The following is a 19,135-nucleotide window of genomic DNA, read 5'->3' as shown; positions in this document are numbered from 1 at the left end:
GGACATGTTGATCGAAGGATTGTATTCCGTTGAAAGTTTTGAAAAGGAAGGACAGAGCGTAACTGCCACGGTTAAACTAAACGCCGCGCATGATGTTTTCAAGGGCCATTTTCCCGGCAACCCCGTAATGCCCGGTGTATGTATGATCCAGATCATCAAAGAACTCACCGAGCAGGCTACGGAAAAAATGCTGTTTCTTTCGGTCGCCACGAACATAAAGTTCATGGCCATTATCAATCCTGAGAAAAACGAAACCATTCAACTCAAGCTGACGATTACCGAGGAAGATGCAATCGTAAAAGTGAAGAACACTACAACTTTTGACGATACATTGGCCTTAAAATTAAGCGCTACCTTCAATATATTAACCTAGATTTTATGCACTTAAAACTAGTTCTGCTCGCTTTTTTTTCACTTTTACCCCTTACAAATCCAGTAGATTTGTCCCGGGTGAGAACAGCCTACGTTGAAGCTTCGGGTAATGAAAGAGCCACCATTACACTTAATAACGACCTGGTTTCGGTAGCCAAAACCGACAACAAGACGCTGGTAGCCTTTAAAGGGGCGGTAACTACAATGATGGCGAAATACGCCAAAGGCATGAAAGAAAAAAAGACCTTTTTTAAGGAAGGGGCGGAACTTTTGGAATTTGCCATAGCGGCCGAACCCGATAATGTTGAAATACGCTGTATTCGTCTAAGCGTTCAAGAGAACGTACCCAAGATTACGGGGTACACCAAAAACATTGAGGAAGACAAACAATTTATAATCGAGAACTTCAACACCATCCCCAATAAGAACAGCAAGGATTTTGTAAAAGGGTATATTTCCAGATCAGAAGCCTTTAACGAATCAGAAAGGCAATTGTTACAAGGTTCGTAATACGTATCTTTGCTGAAAATTCAGGACCTGTTTTCTGAACCCTTTGAAAAAAATTGCTCGTGCCGACCCTTACCCCATCACTTCAAAATACTATGCAGCAGCTCAATTGTTGCGTATTGGTGCCCACTTATAATAATGCGGGCACACTAAAGCGGGTACTTGACGGTATTTTAGAACGCACCGACGCCGTCATCGTAATAAACGACGGGGCCACTGACGGCACGTCCGACATCCTAAAAAACTATCCAGCAATAGAGCAAATCCATTTACCGGAAAACAAAGGCAAGGGCAATGCCCTTCAAGTAGGTTTTAAGGCCGCTATTTCCCAAGGATACGATTATGCGATAACCATAGACTCCGACGGGCAGCATTTTCCCGAAGACCTCAGCGTTTTCTTAGATGAATTGCAAAAGGAAGAAACCCCAAACGTGCTGTATATCGGCTCACGGAACATGCAACAAGAAGATGTTCCCGGCAAAAGTAGTTTTGGCAACAAGTTCTCCAACTTTTGGTTTTGGTTCGAAACAGGGACCAAGCTTCAAGATACCCAATGCGGCTATCGGCTATATCCGCTGCATGCTTTGAAAGACTTAAAGTTCTATACCCCAAAATTCGAGTTTGAAATAGAGGTCATCGTTCGTTTGGCCTGGGACGGCACCCTTGTAAAAAATGTGCCCGTCCGTATTTTGTACGACGAAACCGAAAGGGTATCGCACTTTAGGACCGTACCCGACTTTGCCCGCATCAGCGTGCTGAACACTTGGCTGGTCATCGTTACCATCTTCTATATAAAGCCTCGTAACTTTATCCGTAAAATAAAAAAAAAAGGCTTTAAAAAATTTTTGTTGGAAGACCTGCTCCGCAGTGACGACTCCCCCAAAATAAAGGCCTTATCCATAGCCCTTGGTGTCTTTTTGGGCATAGCCCCCTTTTGGGGCTTTCAAACCATACTCGTTTTTGCCCTGGCTACGGTATTTCGGCTGAACAAGGCGATCACCTTTGCATTTTCGAATATCAGCCTACCGCCCCTAATCCCTTTTATTGTCTATTTTAGTATTAAAATCGGGGTATGGATAACTGGCGAAGAGGTTTCCTTTTCCATGGAACACATGACCGAAAATTTTGGAATGCTACAAAACCTAAAGACATACCTTATCGGCAGTTTTGCCTTGGCCATTTTGTCCGCCCTGTTTTTCGGCATCATCGGTTATCTAACGATTCTATTCTTCGGAAAGAAAAAAATAATCGTAGACAATGGGTAATTTTTTCTTTAAGGCATATCGACTCATTGCGCAAAAGCGTAAATTATCCGTAGCGATACTTCTATTGGTCGTGATGGGCCTATCTGCCATTGTTTCCAGAATACAGTTTGAAGATGATATCACCTCGCTCATTCCCGCCAATGAAGAAGCGCAACGCATTCAAAAGGTCTTAAAGTCGATTACGTTTACCGACAAGATCATCATCAGCATACAAAAAGATGAAGAAGGCGGCGTAAACGACCTTACCCAATACGCCAGAGACCTTCTCGATAGCCTAGAGCAAAACCAATCGGAGTTTATTAAAAACATACAAGGTCGGGTCAATTCCGATGACGTACCCAAGACCCTAGACCTAGTATACGAGCATCTGCCCTTATTTCTAGAACCTGACGACTATCCACAGATTGCCCAAAAAATAAACTCGGACAGTATCGCCCATATCACTGCCGAAAATTACAGGACACTTATTTCCCCATCGGGTATCGTTGCCAAAAAGACCATTGTAAAAGACCCTTTACGGCTCTCGTTCATTGCGCTGAAAAGGCTACAGGAATTAGGTGTAGGCGAAGATTTTAAATTAAAGAACGGTTTCTTGGTCGACCAAGAGGAAAAGAACATCCTTCTTTTTCTAACCCCGGCCTATGGCTCCAACGAAACCGACAAAAACCTGCCTTTTTCAGATGCCTTGTACGAACTGCAGAACCAACTGAACGCAGCCTATACCGGCAAGGTACACAGCGAATACTATGGGGCCGCCTTGGTTGCCGTAGCCAATGCCAAACAGATCAGAAGCGACATCCAGTTTACGGTAAGCATTGCCATGACCCTGCTCATCGTTATTTTGATGCTTTTTTACAGAAAACTGGCCCTGCCCTTTATCCTTTTCCTGCCCACATTAATCGGCGCACTATTATCGATTGCCTTTTTGTGTATTCTTCGCGAAAAGATTTCGGCCATATCCCTGGGCATAGGTTCGGTCCTCTTAGGGGTTACCCTTGATTATGCCTTGCATATACTGACGCATATACGAAACGGTAACGGAGCGGAAAACCTCTACAAAGAAGTGGCCCCCTCCATTTTAATGAGCAGCCTTACTACGGCATCTGCCTTTTTATGCCTCCTCTTTTTAGAATCACAGGCCCTGCAAGACCTAGGTATTTTTGCGGCGGTCAGTGTTTTGGGCGCATCGGTTTTTGCCTTGCTCTTCGTCCCACAGGTCTATTCCGCAAAGAAAGCGGTGAGCTCTAGACGCACCATTTTAGATCGGGTGGCATCTTTTGATTTCCACAAATCGAAATGGGCCATTATGGGCCTAGTACTTTTTTCCCTTATTAGCATCTTTACCTATAACAAGGTGGTCTTCAACAAAGATATTGCCAGGCTAAACTACGAGACCGAACTATTGCGCGATGCACGAAAACGATTGGAAACCTTAACGGACATCAGTTCAAAATCCATTTACCTGGCCACTTACGGTAACGACACCCAGACCGTATTAGGACAAAACGATTCGCTCTACAACATTCTAAAGACCCTTGAAGCGAACGACAAAATACTAAGCTTCAGCTCTGTGGGCGGACTCATACGGGCAAAAACGACCCAAGAGGAAAAAATAGCCCTATGGAAGGATTTCTGGAGCGCGACTAAAATCAAAACAACCCAAAAGAAGCTGATCGAAAGTGGAAACGAATTCGGTTTTAAACCCACTACCTTCAACAAGTTTTACGATCTGCTGAACGCCGATTTCGAACCCCTAGAGGTCGACGACTTTGAAGCCATAAAATCGTTTTCCCTTGATGATTACATCGTAAAGGACGAAAACGGCACCACCATCACCTCCCTGATAAAGGTAGATGAAGACCATATCGACCTTATTCGCGAACAGTTCGAGAACTCGCCCAATACCCTGCTCATTGACCGCCAACAGGTAAACGAAACCTTTTTGGGCAACTTAAAGAACGATTTTAATAGCCTTATCGGTTATTCCTTAATCGTGGTGCTATTTATTCTCTTCTTTTTCTACCGTAGCCTTTCCCTGACCGTGGTGACCAGCATACCCATATTTCTCACCTGGTTTTTGACCGTGGGCATCATGGGCCTTTTCCATATCGAATTCAATATTTTCAATATCATCATCTGCAGTTTTATTTTCGGTCTTGGGGTAGATTACAGTATTTTCATAACCAACGGCTTGCTTACCGAATACCGCACAGGGGAAAAGGTGCTACACACCCATAAGACCTCCATATTACTCTCGGTCATCACCACTATTGCTGGCGTCGGGGTCTTGATATTCGCCAAGCATCCCGTACTGTATACCATTTCCACCGTTTCCTTAATCGGGATCCTTTCGGCGGCATTTGTGGCCTTTACCGTTCAACCCCTGCTCTTCAGGCTCTTTATCGGAAGTGCCGATAAACGCCCTATATCCTTGCGTTATTTTATCCATTCGGTATTGTCGTTCGGGTATTTCGGTACGGGAGGATTTTTGTATTCCATATACGGATGGGCCAAATTAAAACTATCGCCCCAAAGCCTAATGGAAGAGAATATCGGCTTTCATCGAGCGGTTTCCAAACTCATGGGTTCAGTGTTGTACACCAACCCCTTTGTATCCAAAAAAATAAAAAACCTCAGTAAGGAAACCTTTGAAAAACCGGTAATGATCATTGCCAACCACACCAGTTTTTTAGACATTCTGGCCATTGGCATGCTCCATCCTAAAATTGTATTTTTGGTAAACGACTGGGTCTACAACTCGCCCGTATTCGGTAGTGCGGCTAAATTGGCAGGCGCCTATCCTGTTTCCGGAGGTATAGAAAACGGCGAGGCCTATTTAAAGGAAAAAGTCGCCCAAGGTTTCAGCTTGATCGCTTTTCCCGAAGGCACACGCTCTTCCAGCAATAAGATCAAACGTTTTCACAAAGGGGCCTTTTATTTGGCGCAGCAATTTGAATTGGATATTCTTCCGGTACTCATACACGGTAATTCCGAAGTACTGCCAAAGGGAAGTTTTATCATTCGCGATGGGAGCATCACCATAGAACTCTTGCCCAAGATCAAGGCCAACGACCCCAAATTCGGCAAAAACTATAGCGAACGTGCCAAGCAATTGGGCGCCTATTTCAGGAAGGAATTCCAAAGGCTTAGAAATGAAATCGAAGATCAAGACTATTGGACCAAAACCCTTTTGGAAAACTATAGATACAAGGGCGATACGGTTTACAAAAGCGTCAAACTTGACCTGGCCGCCCATAAAGAAACCTATACATTGCTTTTAAAGCACATAGGAAAGAAAACCAAAATGATACACCTATCGCAAGATTACGGACAGCTAGACCTGTTGCTTGCCCTAGATTCCATCGATAGGAAAATAACGACATATTTGGGCGACCACGAAGCGGCCCTGTTGCTAAAGAATAACTTTTTGACCCAAAACTACAGTAAAATAAGCCTTGCCGAGAACATGGCCCAAGCATTTGAAACCGATGCCGAGCTCGTTCTGGTCGATATAAAGATGGAAAGCGGGCAACTGGCCGAACTTTTGGGCGATACGGTCGAGACCTTGATTTTATTGAAAGAAGCACAACAAATGGAATTATCGCCTATAGAGGCATTAGGTTTCGCTACCAGCCAACAAAATGATAACTTTAGGTTATTAAAAAAACGACGCAGTTAATGAACGAACATTATGACGTAGTGATAATAGGCAGTGGTATGGGCGGACTTGTTTCGGCCATTATCATGGCGCGTGAGGGCAAAAGTGTCTGCGTATTGGAAAAAAACAACCAATACGGGGGCAACCTACAGACCTTTGTACGCGAGCGTACTATTTTTGATACGGGCGTTCATTATTTAGGAGGATTGGAAAAAGGCCAGAACCTCTACCGCTATTTTGAATACTTAGATATTCTAGACGGACTACACCTGACCCGTTTGGACGAAGACGGTTTTGACCTGATCACATTTGATGGCGACCCAAAGGAATATCCCCATGCCCAGGGCTATGAAAATTTTGAACGTAGGCTGGTAGAAGAGTTTCCCGAAGAAAAGGAAGCCATTCATCAATATTGTAAAAAACTACAGGATACCTGTGGAAAATTTCCACTGTATAACTTAAGACTCGGCAAGCCATATCATGACGATACCGAGCTTTTTACCCTGCCCGCCAAAAAGTATATTGACTCCATCACCGAAAACGAGAAGCTGCGTGCCGTTCTTGCCGGCTCCAACCTTTTGTATGCAGGCGAACCCGACAAGACCCCCTTCTACGTACACGCACTTTCCATAAACTCGTACATACAAAGCTCGTACAGGTGTGCCGATGGCGGGAGCCAAATCACCAAATTACTCATAAAACGTTTAAAGGAAAACGGTGGGGAAACCTATAAACATTGCGAGGTAACCAAGTTCAACGTTGAAGACCAAAAGGTAGTTTCGGTGGTAACCAAAAAGGGAGACATCATAAAAGGCGACCTGTTCATTTCGAACATAGAACCGAAGATTACCATAAAAATGGTAGGGCAAGAGCATTTTAGAAAATCGTACACCAGACGCATAGAAAGTATAGAAAGCACTATTTCCGCTTTCAGCATCCATATTGTACTCAAACCAAAAACCTTTAAATACCTAAACCACAATTATTACCACTTTAAAGACTATAACGCGGTTTGGAATTCGCACAACTACACCCAAGAATCATGGCCCGAAGCCTATATGGTATCTATGGGGGCCCGTAAAAACCAAGGCGAATGGGCCGACCAGTTGACCGCCATAACCTATATGCGCTATGAGGAACTCGAACCTTGGTCGGGCACTTTCAATACGGTTACGCAAAAAAACAGTCGGGGCGAGACTTACGAGGAATTCAAACAGACTAAAATAGAAGCGTTTTTGTGTGCATTGGAAAAAAAATTTCCGAATATCCGTAAAAGCATTCAATCGGTTCATACCTCTACCCCTTTATCGTATAGAGACTACATAGGCTCTAACGAAGGCTCCATGTACGGATATGCAAAAAACGTAAATACCCCCTTAAAGACCTTTATCTCGCCGCGCACCAAAATAAAAAACCTCTTTTTTACGGGGCAAAGCATCAATATGCACGGCATTCTAGGGGTAACCATCAGTAGTGTGGTCACTTGCTCGGAAATCTTGGGCAGTGAATACTTAGTAAAGAAAATAACCAAAGGAAGTACAAAGACCAATAAAAAAATAGATGCATAATGGGACAGTTTAAGACAACGCCTATCGAACGGGTAGAAAACATCTCAAAAGCGGATTTTATCAAACACTACTACAAACCGCAAAAGCCTGTCTTGATTACCGGATTGACGAAAGATTGGCCAGCCTACGAAAAATGGAAGCTCGACTATATCCAAGAACGTGCGGGAGACCAAATTGTGCCCTTGTACAACAACGAACCCGCCAAAGACAAGCAAAGTGTATACGCTCCGGTCAAAGAAATGAAGTTGAGCGAATACATCGAAGTCTTAAAGACCGAACCTACCGACCTCCGTATTTTCTTTTATAATATCTTAAAGGAAATGCCCGAACTGCTCAAAGATTTTCAATACCCCGATATCGGCTTGAAGTTCTTTAAAAAGCTTCCGGCCTTGTTCTTTGGTGGAGGGAAATCAAAGGTATTCATGCATTACGACATCGACCTACCCGACAGCATGCACTTTCATTTTGACGGCGACAAGGTGGTCAATCTCTTTTCCCCCCAGCAAACGCAATACCTGTATAAAGTGCCTTTTTCCATACATAATATCGAGAGCATAGATATGGACAACCCCGATTTTGACCGATACCCGGCCCTGCAATATGCCGAAGGTATACGTGCCGAAATGAAGCATGGCGACGCCCTCTATATGCCCAGTGGATATTGGCACAGCATCCGCTACCTTAACGGAGGTTTTTCTATGACCCTACGTGCCTTGCCCAGGCATCCGCTCCGTTTCGCCAATATGCTCTACAACGTAATGATCATGCGCCATATCGACAATACCATCAGAAGCTACCGTGGCCAGAAATGGCTCGATTTCAAAGATCGATGGGCCATAAAGCGCACGGAAAAAAAACTAAAACTCGCAAAAGATAGCTAAGGCCCCGTACTTTTACCCTACAATTCTTTCTTTCATAGCCGATTGACATAATGCCAAAAAAAATAGCTTTAAACATATACGTTCTTCTAGGCCTGGCCTTGCTTTTGGGCTCCTGTGGTGTTTCGCGATCATTGAAAGACCTTCCCGACGTAAGTACGTATGAAACCAAGCTGCCCCCTAGGCAACAACTCTCTGATTCTACCTACCGTCTCGGCACCAATTTTTTGACCAAGAACCCCCAAGGCCTTTACGAACTCTATGTTTCGGGAAACCCTTACGAACTGGGTCTCAAGACAGGTAGCCTAACCCAAGAACTTTTTCGGGAACAAGAGCGGGTCTTTGTAGAAAAAATAGATGAGCTCGTGCCCTCAAAAGGAAAGCAAAAAATGCTCAGAAAGTTCTTGGCTTGGTTCAACCGAAAAATGTACAAGAACATTGACGAGCAGTACAAGGCCGAAATCTATGGTATCTCGCAATACGCCTCAAAAGATTATGATCGCATTGCGGCCCCTTACCCACGTGTCATGTACTTTCACGGGGCACACGATATCGGCCATGCCTTACAAGACCTCGCCCTGGTAGGCTGCTCTTCCTTCGCCGCCTGGGGGCCACATACCAAAGACGGCAAACTTATCATCGGTAGGAATTTCGATTTTTACGCCGGCGACGATTTTGCAAAGAACAAGATCATTGCATTCGTAGCTCCCGATCAGGGCCATAAATTTATGTCGGTGAGCTGGGGCGGTATGATCGGTGTGGTTTCCGGAATGAACGACCAAGGCCTGACCGTTACCATCAACGCGGGCAAGTCGAAATTCCCCTTGGTCGCCAAAACCCCTATATCATTGGTTACCCGCGAAATCTTACAGTACGCCTCTTCCATAGATGAGGCCATCGCCATTGCCAAAAAACGGGAAGTATTTGTCTCTGAATCGATTTTTGTGGGAAGTGCCAAAGACAAAAAAGCGGCCCTTATTGAGGTTTCCCCGCATAATTTCGGGGTGTACGAGGTAGAAAACGACAATCAGCTCGTTTGCTCCAACCACTTTCAAAGCGATGCCTATACCGATGATAAAAAGAACCAAAAACATATCTTCGAAAGCCATTCGAAATACCGTTACGAACGTATGGAAGAACTTTTGGAAGACACCCCGAAAGTAACCCCCGAGAGTGCCGTAAGCATCTTAAGGAACAAAGACGGACTCGAAGACAAACTTATTGGTTACGGTAACGAAAAAGCCCTCAACCAAATGTTGGCGCACCACGGCATTGTCTTTCAACCGGAAGACCTTTTGGTCTGGGTTTCTAGTAATCCCTATCAGTTGGGTGAATTTGTAGCTTACGACCTAAAGGAAGTATTCGGCACAGCCGACCAAAACCAAAAGGCACGCCCCATATCTTCGCCCGATAGGACCATAGCCCCTGACCCTTTTTTGAGAACCTTGGCATATCGACACTACGAACGTTATCGAAAATTAAGGCGTCAGATTACGGAGGCCATGGTCTCGGAAGAAGAAATTGAACCGGCCCTATGGACTGAATTTATAGCCGTAAATCCCGATTTTTGGGAGGTGTATTTCCTTAAGGGGAAGTATTACTATAAAAACCGAAACTACAAGGAAGCCTTAGACGCCTTCGAGAAAGCCAAGACCAAAGAAGTGACCACGGTACCCGATAAGGAAGCCATAGACACTTATATTAAAAAACTAAAAAGGAAGCTCAAATAAATGATTCCAGAAATAGAAAAAGCATCGACCGAAAAAATAAAAGCCTTTCAAGAAGAAAAGCTTCAAGAGCTGATAGCCTATGTAGCCGAAAAATCGCCTTATTACAAGCGCATTTTTAAGGAGTATGATATCAAGGTATCGGATATCAAAACCCTTGAGGACCTAGCGAAGCTTCCGGTAACCACCAAAGAAGAGCTACAGCATTACAACGATGATTTTCTGTGCGTACCCAAATCACAGATTATTGATTTTGTAACGACTTCGGGCACCTTGGGCGACCCCGTAATCTTGGGGCAGACCGACAAAGACCTTGACCGATTGGCCCATAACGAGGCCATATCCTTGGCGTGTTCGGGTGTTGGCGAAAATGACATCATACAAATGACCACGACCATGGACCGTCGTTTTATGGCCGGTCTGGCCTACTTTTTAGGAATCAGAAAATTGGGTGCGGGTATCATCCGTGTGGGAGCAGGTATCCCCGAACTACAATGGGATACCATTCTCAAATTTAGGCCCACCTATTTAATTGTGGTGCCCTCCTTTTTACTGAAATTGATCCAGTATGCCGAAACACATGGTATCGATATCAATACTTCAGGGGTCAAAGGGGCCATTTGTATAGGCGAATCGTTAAGGAATCAAGATTTTTCATTAAACGTTCTGGCCGACAAAATAAAATCGAAATGGAACATTGAACTCTACTCCACATACGCCTCGACCGAAATGAGTACGGCTTTTGCCGAGTGTTCCGAACAACGCGGGGGACATCACCACCCCGAACTCATTGTTGCCGAGATCTTAGATGACAACGATCAGGCCGTTGCCGATGGCCAAGAAGGAGAGCTTACGATCACCACCCTAGGTGTTGAGGCCATGCCCTTGTTGCGATTTAAAACCGGGGATATTGTCGTGGCCCATACTTCGCCCTGTGCCTGTGGCAGAAACACCATGCGTTTAGGCCCTGTAGTAGGACGGAAGAAGCAAATGATAAAATACAAGGGCACTACCCTCTACCCTCCTGCCATGGACAACCTTCTGAACGATTTTGAAGAAGTGGAAGGCTATGTGTTCGAAATCTACCAGAACGAAATCGGTACGGATGAAATCCTTATAAAAATCGCTTCATCTTCAGCCGACCATCAATTGATGCAAGCCATTAAAGACCACTTTAGGTCTAAATTGAGGGTTTCTCCCAATATTGAAATCTGTCCTAATGAAGAAATTCAAAAATTGCGGATGTCGAAGCTGGGAAGGAAGCCTATCAGCGTAATCGATAAGAGGCAGTAACACCTGTCTTCGGCTACACTTGTCCACAAATTTTACTTTCCGATCAGATACAGTCCCATTTGAATTTTCCAGTAGGGCATCTTGCCTTCAAAATATTCGAAGAATACTTTTAGGCCGTCGGCACCCTGAAGTTCAGATTGCGCTTTTTTGATACTTTTGATCTCATCGGAAGAAATAAACTGCCCCAAATCTACCGGAGCCCCTTCGGCATGTGCCTTTTGCAGGTGGGTGTAGATACTACTTTCCTGTATTCCCCGTTGTTTGGCGATATCTTCGACGGAAAATCCCTCCTTCAACAATTGGAAGGAAAGCTGGTGACTGGGATTCTTTTTCGCCTTTTTTCGCTTCTTTTCCGCTTTATGTTCGTTGATTTCCTTCAAGAATATGGTCGCATATTTTTCCAGCTTCGCTTGACCTACCCCGGAAATTTCCATGAACTCGGTTTCGTTCCTAGGAAGTTTTTCCTCCATATCCTTTAAACTGGCATCACTAAAGACCACATAGGCAGGCACCCCTTGCTCCGCCGCCACTTTTTGCCGTAGCAACCGAAGCTTTTCGAATAGTCCTGACGCACTGGCCTTGGTTTTTCGTTCCTTTTTCGGCTTGGCCTTTTGTTTTTCTAAAATGGCAAGCTGTATTTTTTTGCCTTCATAAAGCACCTGTTTCGCCAATGGCGTAAGCGCCAACCGACCGCCTTCCCTAAAATTTATGGAAAGCACACCTTGGTTGAGCAATTGAATGATGTACTGCTGCAGGTCTTGCCACGACACCTCCTTTACCGCTCCATAGGTCTTTATATGCTGATAACCCTTCTCGAACACTGGGGCGTTCTGTGCCCCGCGAAGCACATCGACCAACATGCCCATAGCTTCACGTTCCTTTAAACGTGCCACGCCCGAACATATTTTTTGGGTGAGTACGGTAGCATCAAAATACTTTGGAGGACGCTTGCACATATCGCAATTGCCACAATTCTCGACCATATGTTCCCCGAAGTAGTTGAGCAGGGCGATCCGTCGGCAACTTAAGGCTTCTGCAAACTGCTGCATACGCTCTAACTTGGCGTATTCCACATCGGCATTTTCGCTCGAAGAAATAAACCTGCGTAATTGTGCCACATCGGCAAAACTGTAGAAGAGCAATGCTTTTGCAGGCAGACCGTCACGTCCGCTACGTCCGATCTCCTGATAGTAACCCTCCACATTTTTGGGCAGGTTGTAATGGATTACCCATCGCACGTTGCTCTTATCTATGCCCATTCCAAAAGCAATGGTCGCCACAATGATAGGCACGCGATCGGTAATGAAGTCCTCTTGCACCTGACTTCGTTCCTCGGCAGGAAGACCGGCATGATAGGCTTTGGCCTCAAAACCCGATGCCAACAGTTTGTCCGCAATGGTCTGTGTACTTTTTCGGCTGAGGCAATAGATAATTCCACTTTCGTTCGGCCGTTCCGAGAGAAAACCGAGAATCTGTGAAATTCGGTCTTGGGCCGGACGCACCTCTAGGGAGATATTAGGGCGATTAAAGGAAGCCAAATGACGTAATGCACCGGGAATGCCCAACTGTTCCAAAATGTCGTCTTGGGTCGTGGTATCGGCCGTAGCGGTCAAGGCAATTAGGGGTACTCCGGGGAATTGCCGCTTTAGGCTCCCCAACTGCGTATAGGCCGGACGAAAATCGTGCCCCCAGGAAGAGATACAATGTGCTTCGTCTATAGCAAAAAGGCTGATGGTGATTTCAGACAGGATATGCTGTACCAAGGCCAAGCTTTCCGGAGCCACATAGAGCAACTTCAACTCGCCTTTCACTAATCGATTCTCTACTTCCATTCGTTTTTCGGGCGCTAAGGAGCTGTTGAAATAGGCCGCGGAAATACCATTGGCGGTCAAGGCATCCACTTGGTCTTTCATCAAGGCGATCAGCGGGGAAATAACAATGGCCGTTCCGTTCATGGCCAAGGCCGGAAGCTGAAAGCAAAGCGACTTTCCCCCGCCCGTAGGCATAATCGCCAAAACGTCGTTTTTGGCCAGTACATCGCTGATTACGCTCCACTGATTGGGACGGAACGAATCGTAGCCAAAATTGGTCTTTAAAAGGGGAAGCAGTTCTTGTTCTGTTGTAAGCGCCATGCAATAAGTATAACGATTGTTTATTAAAAATACCGATGCAACAAATGAAGCGAGGCCAAAGAGCGCAATATTGCCCCTTGGTGTCGCTTCATTTGCAAAGAACGGCATATTCTATTTACCCAACATCAAAAGTTCGTTACAACGTACTTCGGTAATATATCGTTTTTCGCCCTCCTTGGTCTCGTACGACCGGTGGGTGAGCTTGCCCTCGACGGCCACCTGTTTACCTTTGATCAAATAATTTTCTACGATTTCTGCGGTCTTTCCCCAGGCCACCACATTGTGCCATTGGGTATCGTCTACACGCTCACCTTGGGCGTTTTTATAAGTTTCCGTGGTAGCAATGGAAAATTTGGCGAGTTTATTGCCATTGTCCATGTTTACAATTTCTGGGTCTTGGCCCAAGTTTCCAATCAACTGTACTTTGTTTTTTAAGGCGTTCATTTTACTAATTTTTACGTTAAACAGTTCATACTATTGAACCACCGGGATTCAACACTGCAAACCTAGAACGGCGACCAAATTCTAATCGGTTACAAAACAATTGTTTTCGTTTGTAAACGTTTAAAAACGTTTTATTTACTGAATATAAGTATATTATATTTTGTAAGAAAATTTGCTAATTTTAGTACGTATTATACACCCAATCATAATAACCTACTAAATGCTAAACATGAGAATACTAGACCGATTTTTCAAAAGACAGAAAAAATACTTGGATACCCCAGAACATTACAGAGCTTTCTCTGCACACCCTAAACGGGCCTATTGTCAACTATCCAATTTACTCGATAATTCGTCTGCAATTGAATTTATTCAAAACCACACGCTTAAAATCAAGCACGTACAATCCGGTACATCCCTCCAGTTTAACGAGCTCATCGATTATCATGTGATCTTTGTTGTAACATGGGATATTTATTGTGCGAAATCGATTGGTTTCTTAAAGCGAAAGGTTGAAAACAAGGAAATATCAAAATGGTGCCTAGTCTTATTTGAAGAAACCGAAAAGAGCGTAAAAGCGAACAAATCCGATTCTTGGTATTACGACCATACTTATGTTCTTGATAAAGGATCGAAAGAATTTGCAGCCAAACTGGGCAGGGTGCCTTTGGTGGTCAGCAATAACGATACAGGAAAGGCTGGCCAGTTTATAACAGGCATGATCGAATAGTAAACATTACCCAGACCAAAGAACCGTACAAGGCCGTGAAGCCTATCACATTAAGGGGTGTAGCTACTTCCACCAAAACATAGATCCATGCAAGGAAGCGATTATACATGGATCTGGGAGATAATTATTTGAGTTATTATAAAATATAATCGCAGTAATAACGATAAATATTTAATATCAATAATTAGAAAATAAACAAATATGGGTTGGGATATAAGTTATCATCCAATATCGGAAAAGCAAATAAACAAATGGTATTTTGACGTACTCGACAATCAAAGCTTAATAGAGAAACTCTCTACCGAAAATAATATTGAAGATTTCTATAAGGAAAAGTATGAGAATACGATCAAGGTAGCTTTAGAAACCAAGCAGAATGATATTTTTGACAAAAGCCACGGCTATTATGTGGCCGTCGTTCAAGGCTTTTTTGAGAAGTTTTTCTACACTAGAGGCGCTGCCCTTTCCTTTTCCGAGAAACCTTTTCTTCAGGCCTATTATAAAAAATGGAATGAAATAGTGCCCAATGAAAGGTTAACCGAACAAGTACACAATGCCATTATAGAGAATTATTGTTCGGGTGTTTATATTCCTGCCGACAAAGTAGCTGAGCTATTAGAGGATTATGAAAATAACCCCGAAATCAAAAGCGAACTAGACAATTTGTTTTCGTACGACAGGATCAAGGTGTTTTTAAAAGCTCTAAACTATGCGAAAGACCATGATTTAGGCCTACTAGAGGCAACCGAAGTTGTAGAGCCCAATCCCTTGGACCTCAACCAGTCTTCTTGCTATTCAAACCTCTTAAACTGCGACCCGGAAGGGGCTATACTCTACAGGCAAGCCGCCATGGAACAGATTGCGGAAATTGAAAAACAAGAAAAATTAAAAGAAGGGGAAATCGCTGCAAACGCCGAATATAAAGTAAGAAACATTGCCCCCGAAAAGAAAGAGGCGAAAAAGGGATTTTGGAAAAAATTATTCGGGAAATAACCTAAAGCGAACAGGCCATAATTCAGTTATATCTTGGCCAAGCACCTAATAAACAGTTCTAAACGTTTTATCCCTCATATAGACCAAGATTAAATATAAAAAATGGGAAAAATCAAAATAGAAAGTGCCACTGCGGCCAAAATATACATCAACGAAAAAGACCGTGGCACCATAAAAAAAGGGGAACAAGAATATGAAGTAGAAAACGGACCCTGCGAAATTTATGCAAAAGCCGCTTGGTGTACGAGTCAAAAACGCACCGTAAACCTTAGCGATGCACAAACCGTAACATTTACCCTAAATACCTTTGAGTATGAGGGTGTCGCTAAAGCCTTTTTTATGTTTTTGGCACTACTTCTCGTGCTTACGAAAATCATGATACTGGGCATCATAGCCGGAATCGTGTTTTTATACCCCTTATATTATATGACTATAGGAAAAGATAAATACTTCGATCTCGTTGAGAAAGAAACTAGCGATAAGGAAAATGAACAAAGTATATAATAAAACCATTATATGTGCTTTTTTTACTGTGATGGCCTAATCTAATCTTTACGATTATTACCCCATTTCAATAATGCCCCTACTTTAATTGAAATAAGGGTTTCCGTATATATTGAACAACCGCGTTAGATTCTAATCGAGACGCACAAATAGGGTTTGGGGCTATTGAGCATTTTAAATTTAGTAGTTTCGTTTCATTCTAGTAAGACCATAAAGTGATGTCACCAAAAAACGACACCCGAAACAATACAATTGTCAACACCGTAATAGCAAATAGGATGGTATGTGACAAATTAATGGCCGGTATGTACTAGCCCAGCAAACCCCGTAGGTTTGGTGACTAAAAGAAAATTGAGCTATCAGCTTCACCGTAAAACAAAAAAAAATTATGAAAAAAACTTTTTTGTTCTTTACATTATTTGCCTTGGCCTTTTCCGCCCAATGCCAAGACGGAACCGTTGAAAAATCGACATATGGAATACAAACAGGGATTTTAGGACTTTGGTTCCACAACGAAAGTAAGTTAAGTGACCACATTGCCTTGAGAAGTGAAGTGGGACTCGACGCCGGTTTTTTCGGAGGCAGCGTTTTTTATGACGATGGAACAGGATATTTATTGATCCCCTCCATTTCGGTTGAACCAAGATGGTATTACAACTTAAAGAAACGCGCTTCGAAAGCTAAAAATACGGCAGATAATGCAGGTAATTTTGTTTCCCTAAAAACCAGTTTTTTGCCCGATTGGTTCGTTATATCGAATTACGAGAACATTAATGTTATTAACCAGCTGACAATAATTCCCACTTGGGGAATTCGAAGAAATATCGGAAATCATTTGAACTACGAAACCGGTATTGGAATTGGTTACCGCTATTCTTTTGCAAAAAATGCCGGATTTTCTGAAAACGAAGGAGACGTCGCCGCAAACTTACACCTCCGCATTGGATATCGATTTTAGAACCAAAAAGCAGCTCGCGACCCACAGACCCATGCTGCAAAGTAATTCTACCTCTTACAAACCGAGAGACAAAGCACAAGAGATTACAAGGTTTTCTTTATTCTATAGATTATCGAGATGACAAAAGGAAAAAAAAGTAAAAACGAACCACACTCTTGAAAGATAACCTTGTAGCATTTAACCATTGGAAAAAATCTAAAACTTTCAGCACCCCTACATAATGAGCATTTTTACAAAAACCATATCCATCGTTCTTTTTATGTCCACTATAGGCTCCAGTACAATGCACCTATTGCAAGGGAAACCGGAAACGGAGCCAGGGATTTTACCATCGGGCATATATTTATTAAACGACTCCACAGGCGTTAAAAGGGTTTTAAAAAATAACCCTAACGAATACTATTTTATTCAAAAAAGACCTTGGTTACCTATCGGTAATTTTGACAAGGTCAAACGAATATGTCTGGAGGATAAATATTTTAAAGCATCCGAAAAACAGTGCGGACTATCTTTTACGTTAAACCCAAAAGGGCAGTCCGAAATACAAAACCTATCGCGAATTGGCATGAGAACGCACCAAAAGCTGGGACTTATCGTTAAAAACGAACTTATCTTTGCACTTTATGTAGGCTCTGAAATAAATGGCGATTCTTTTTTTATAGAACTGTATAGTTCCAAAGATGAAATGAAGCAACTTGAAAAAATGGTCAAAAACGAATTAAAGAAACATAAATAAGTCCCGTATCGCCCCATACACCAAGCCCCACTTTACCAAAGCTTTTTGGTTTACCTAAGACTGACTCCCCATTATTTTAAAATTGCCCTGTAATGATTCCCCAAACAGAAATAGAGCTAGAAACCTGGATGAAGCGGCATTGCTATAATTTTAATAGTTATTCCATAAACGGAAACGCAATTTACGAAGGGTTTGGAATCGATAAAACCAAGGGCGAATATATTTGGTATTACACCGAAAGCGGAATCAAAGAAAACATCAAAATCTTCAATACGGAAAAGGAGTTGATCGCCTATACCTTTGATCAAATTCAATCGGACAAATGGGCGAAAACCCATTGTATCGGAATGACAACTTCAAAGGAAGAGAAAATGGAATTATCCGAAGAATTAAGAAAAAGAGAGATTAAATTCATTCAAGACGAGATTCCCTATTTCGGACCTAAAAGGCCCGCCTACAGAACTTTTGTTTTGGGCTGCGACAAACTCAAAACAAAAGACTTAAAAAGGAAGTACTTCAAAACCTTATAGAATTCCGTACCAAAACCTAAAGCGTATGGCCTGGTCTTTAATCCTCTAAATCAAAATACGCCGCGATCTCTTCATACGACATCTTTTCAAAATTCGGTCGAGAAGAACGCCCTGAGAGACTCACCCCACCGGGAATCATGACATATCTGTACTGCGGTTCGGAAATGGATGAGCCTATAAGCTCATGCTCCGAAAGATCCGTATCGTCTATAGAACTTACATTAAACCGAACCTCCCCCCTATCGGGAAAATGGATGGCCACAAAATCATGACGTATGGCAAAGCCCCCATAGTCAAAAACCCGGGGCAATTGGTATATTGAATTTTTGGTTCTTCTGAAAAAGCCCAGTACAATACCGCCATTATTTAAAAAATCTCGAGTCAGGTTCGCTTCTATAACCCTCATTGATTTGTAGCTCGCCTCATCGCTAAAATTAAAGTCTTGGTCTAGCCAATCACTATACATTACATTGACAGTTCCCGGTTCGCCTTGGTCTCCCTTATCCCCTTTTAGGCCTTGTTCCCCTTGGGGTCCTTGAAGACCTGTTGCCCCTTGTGCTCCGACATCACCATCCACACCATCTTTGGAACATGAGGCCAATGCAATGGTAAATACCATTACCATACTAGTCAAAATCTTTACAGTAGTTTTCATATTTCAATTTTATCAGTTTGTTGTACTACTTCATACCCAAGCAGTAGCATAGGTTAACATCAAGAAGAAAAAACAACCATTTCTCCCAGACTCCCCATTTCTGGCCCCAACCAAAAAAAGCATCTCTTTATGCCGATTCCACCAGCATTGAGTATTTTTCACGAACAAACCAAAACCCTTTACTA

At 43.1% G+C, this 19,135-nt stretch carries 17 protein-coding genes; 14 read left to right on the top strand and 3 right to left on the bottom strand.

Annotated features, from left to right (window positions below):
* The first annotated feature begins 4 nt into the window (after positions 1 to 4).
* From BW980_RS19570 to BW980_RS19535, 8 genes are all read left to right on the top strand, one after another.
* Positions 5 to 373, top strand: a complete 369-nt coding sequence (locus BW980_RS19570; protein WP_076456854.1) for an ApeI family dehydratase — start codon at positions 5 to 7, stop codon at positions 371 to 373.
* 5 nt (positions 374 to 378) lie between these two features.
* Entirely contained in the window at positions 379 to 882 is a 504-nt protein-coding gene (locus BW980_RS19565; protein ID WP_139327742.1) for a hypothetical protein, read from the top strand.
* A gap of 92 nt (positions 883 to 974) precedes the next feature.
* A complete protein-coding gene (locus BW980_RS19560; RefSeq protein ID WP_076456852.1) occupies positions 975 to 2,144 on the top strand; it encodes a DUF2062 domain-containing protein in 1,170 nt (389 codons plus the stop codon).
* Complete coding sequence (locus tag BW980_RS19555; RefSeq protein ID WP_076456851.1) at positions 2,137 to 5,823, top strand: MMPL family transporter; 3,687 nt, start codon at positions 2,137 to 2,139, stop codon at positions 5,821 to 5,823. The genes BW980_RS19560 and BW980_RS19555 overlap by 8 nt, the downstream gene beginning before the upstream one ends.
* Complete coding sequence (locus BW980_RS19550; protein WP_076456850.1) at positions 5,823 to 7,370, top strand: phytoene desaturase family protein; 1,548 nt, start codon at positions 5,823 to 5,825, stop codon at positions 7,368 to 7,370. The genes BW980_RS19555 and BW980_RS19550 overlap by 1 nt, the downstream gene beginning before the upstream one ends.
* Positions 7,370 to 8,251, top strand: coding sequence for a cupin-like domain-containing protein (locus BW980_RS19545; protein ID WP_076456849.1), 882 nt, complete (start codon positions 7,370 to 7,372; stop codon positions 8,249 to 8,251). The genes BW980_RS19550 and BW980_RS19545 overlap by 1 nt, the downstream gene beginning before the upstream one ends.
* Before the next feature lie 50 nt (positions 8,252 to 8,301).
* Positions 8,302 to 9,978 carry a C45 family autoproteolytic acyltransferase/hydrolase gene (locus BW980_RS19540; protein ID WP_076456848.1) on the top strand — a complete coding sequence of 559 codons (1,677 nt, stop codon included), beginning with the start codon at positions 8,302 to 8,304 and terminating at the stop codon, positions 9,976 to 9,978.
* Positions 9,979 to 11,268 (top strand): flexirubin biosynthesis putative acyl-CoA ligase FlxY, encoded by a 1,290-nt coding sequence (locus BW980_RS19535; protein WP_076456847.1) that lies wholly within the window; start codon positions 9,979 to 9,981, stop codon positions 11,266 to 11,268.
* Between the two features lie 32 nt (positions 11,269 to 11,300).
* Here the strand turns inward: BW980_RS19535 and recQ are convergent, their stop codons facing one another.
* Both recQ and BW980_RS19525 read right to left on the bottom strand, forming a co-directional pair.
* A complete protein-coding gene (gene recQ, locus BW980_RS19530; RefSeq protein WP_076456921.1) occupies positions 11,301 to 13,400 on the bottom strand; it encodes a DNA helicase RecQ in 2,100 nt (699 codons plus the stop codon).
* Between the two features lie 111 nt (positions 13,401 to 13,511).
* A complete protein-coding gene (locus BW980_RS19525) occupies positions 13,512 to 13,844 on the bottom strand; it encodes a single-stranded DNA-binding protein (RefSeq protein WP_076456846.1) in 333 nt (110 codons plus the stop codon).
* Between the two features lie 229 nt (positions 13,845 to 14,073).
* On the opposite strand from BW980_RS19525, the gene BW980_RS19520 reads away from it, so the two are divergent.
* From BW980_RS19520 to BW980_RS19495, 6 genes are all read left to right on the top strand, one after another.
* On the top strand, positions 14,074 to 14,574 hold the full coding sequence (locus tag BW980_RS19520; RefSeq protein ID WP_139327741.1) for a hypothetical protein: 501 nt from the start codon (positions 14,074 to 14,076) through the stop codon (positions 14,572 to 14,574).
* A gap of 201 nt (positions 14,575 to 14,775) precedes the next feature.
* Positions 14,776 to 15,567, top strand: a complete 792-nt coding sequence (locus tag BW980_RS19515) for a hypothetical protein (protein WP_076456844.1) — start codon at positions 14,776 to 14,778, stop codon at positions 15,565 to 15,567.
* 102 nt (positions 15,568 to 15,669) lie between these two features.
* On the top strand, positions 15,670 to 16,071 hold the full coding sequence (locus tag BW980_RS19510) for a hypothetical protein (protein ID WP_076456843.1): 402 nt from the start codon (positions 15,670 to 15,672) through the stop codon (positions 16,069 to 16,071).
* 388 nt (positions 16,072 to 16,459) lie between these two features.
* Positions 16,460 to 17,029 carry a hypothetical protein gene (locus BW980_RS19505; protein ID WP_076456842.1) on the top strand — a complete coding sequence of 190 codons (570 nt, stop codon included), beginning with the start codon at positions 16,460 to 16,462 and terminating at the stop codon, positions 17,027 to 17,029.
* Positions 17,030 to 17,249: 220 nt separating this feature from the next.
* Positions 17,250 to 17,765 carry a hypothetical protein gene (locus BW980_RS19500; protein ID WP_139327740.1) on the top strand — a complete coding sequence of 172 codons (516 nt, stop codon included), beginning with the start codon at positions 17,250 to 17,252 and terminating at the stop codon, positions 17,763 to 17,765.
* 92 nt (positions 17,766 to 17,857) lie between these two features.
* On the top strand, positions 17,858 to 18,295 hold the full coding sequence (locus BW980_RS19495) for a hypothetical protein (RefSeq protein ID WP_076456840.1): 438 nt from the start codon (positions 17,858 to 17,860) through the stop codon (positions 18,293 to 18,295).
* Positions 18,296 to 18,332: 37 nt separating this feature from the next.
* Here the strand turns inward: BW980_RS19495 and BW980_RS22675 are convergent, their stop codons facing one another.
* A complete protein-coding gene (locus BW980_RS22675) occupies positions 18,333 to 18,950 on the bottom strand; it encodes a collagen-like triple helix repeat-containing protein (protein WP_175609928.1) in 618 nt (205 codons plus the stop codon).
* Positions 18,951 to 19,135: the final 185 nt, after the last annotated feature.

It is taken from the genome of Zobellia uliginosa (assembly GCF_900156625.1).
Classification (GTDB): Bacteria; Bacteroidota; Bacteroidia; order Flavobacteriales; family Flavobacteriaceae; genus Zobellia; species Zobellia uliginosa.
Note: the sequence above shows the minus strand (reverse complement) of the source record. Positions and strands in the feature narration are given on the sequence as shown.

What these genes read in the sequence shown, in the direction of transcription:
- BW980_RS19545 (WP_076456849.1), top strand. Translation starts at nt 7,370, where the DNA reads ATGGGACAGTTTAAGACAACGCCTATCGAACGGGTAGAAAACATCTCA.
- recQ (WP_076456921.1), bottom strand. Translation starts at nt 13,400, where the DNA reads ATGGCGCTTACAACAGAACAAGAACTGCTTCCCCTTTTAAAGACCAAT.
- BW980_RS19495 (WP_076456840.1), top strand. Translation starts at nt 17,858, where the DNA reads ATGATTCCCCAAACAGAAATAGAGCTAGAAACCTGGATGAAGCGGCAT.
- BW980_RS19565 (WP_139327742.1), top strand. Translation starts at nt 379, where the DNA reads ATGCACTTAAAACTAGTTCTGCTCGCTTTTTTTTCACTTTTACCCCTT.
- BW980_RS19550 (WP_076456850.1), top strand. Translation starts at nt 5,823, where the DNA reads ATGAACGAACATTATGACGTAGTGATAATAGGCAGTGGTATGGGCGGA.
- BW980_RS19505 (WP_076456842.1), top strand. Translation starts at nt 16,460, where the DNA reads ATGAAAAAAACTTTTTTGTTCTTTACATTATTTGCCTTGGCCTTTTCC.
- BW980_RS19540 (WP_076456848.1), top strand. Translation starts at nt 8,302, where the DNA reads ATGCCAAAAAAAATAGCTTTAAACATATACGTTCTTCTAGGCCTGGCC.
- BW980_RS19525 (WP_076456846.1), bottom strand. Translation starts at nt 13,844, where the DNA reads ATGAACGCCTTAAAAAACAAAGTACAGTTGATTGGAAACTTGGGCCAA.
- BW980_RS22675 (WP_175609928.1), bottom strand. Translation starts at nt 18,950, where the DNA reads ATGAAAACTACTGTAAAGATTTTGACTAGTATGGTAATGGTATTTACC.
- BW980_RS19570 (WP_076456854.1), top strand. Translation starts at nt 5, where the DNA reads ATGTTGATCGAAGGATTGTATTCCGTTGAAAGTTTTGAAAAGGAAGGA.
- BW980_RS19500 (WP_139327740.1), top strand. Translation starts at nt 17,250, where the DNA reads ATGAGCATTTTTACAAAAACCATATCCATCGTTCTTTTTATGTCCACT.
- BW980_RS19510 (WP_076456843.1), top strand. Translation starts at nt 15,670, where the DNA reads ATGGGAAAAATCAAAATAGAAAGTGCCACTGCGGCCAAAATATACATC.
- BW980_RS19560 (WP_076456852.1), top strand. Translation starts at nt 975, where the DNA reads ATGCAGCAGCTCAATTGTTGCGTATTGGTGCCCACTTATAATAATGCG.
- BW980_RS19520 (WP_139327741.1), top strand. Translation starts at nt 14,074, where the DNA reads ATGAGAATACTAGACCGATTTTTCAAAAGACAGAAAAAATACTTGGAT.
- BW980_RS19535 (WP_076456847.1), top strand. Translation starts at nt 9,979, where the DNA reads ATGATTCCAGAAATAGAAAAAGCATCGACCGAAAAAATAAAAGCCTTT.
- BW980_RS19555 (WP_076456851.1), top strand. Translation starts at nt 2,137, where the DNA reads ATGGGTAATTTTTTCTTTAAGGCATATCGACTCATTGCGCAAAAGCGT.
- BW980_RS19515 (WP_076456844.1), top strand. Translation starts at nt 14,776, where the DNA reads ATGGGTTGGGATATAAGTTATCATCCAATATCGGAAAAGCAAATAAAC.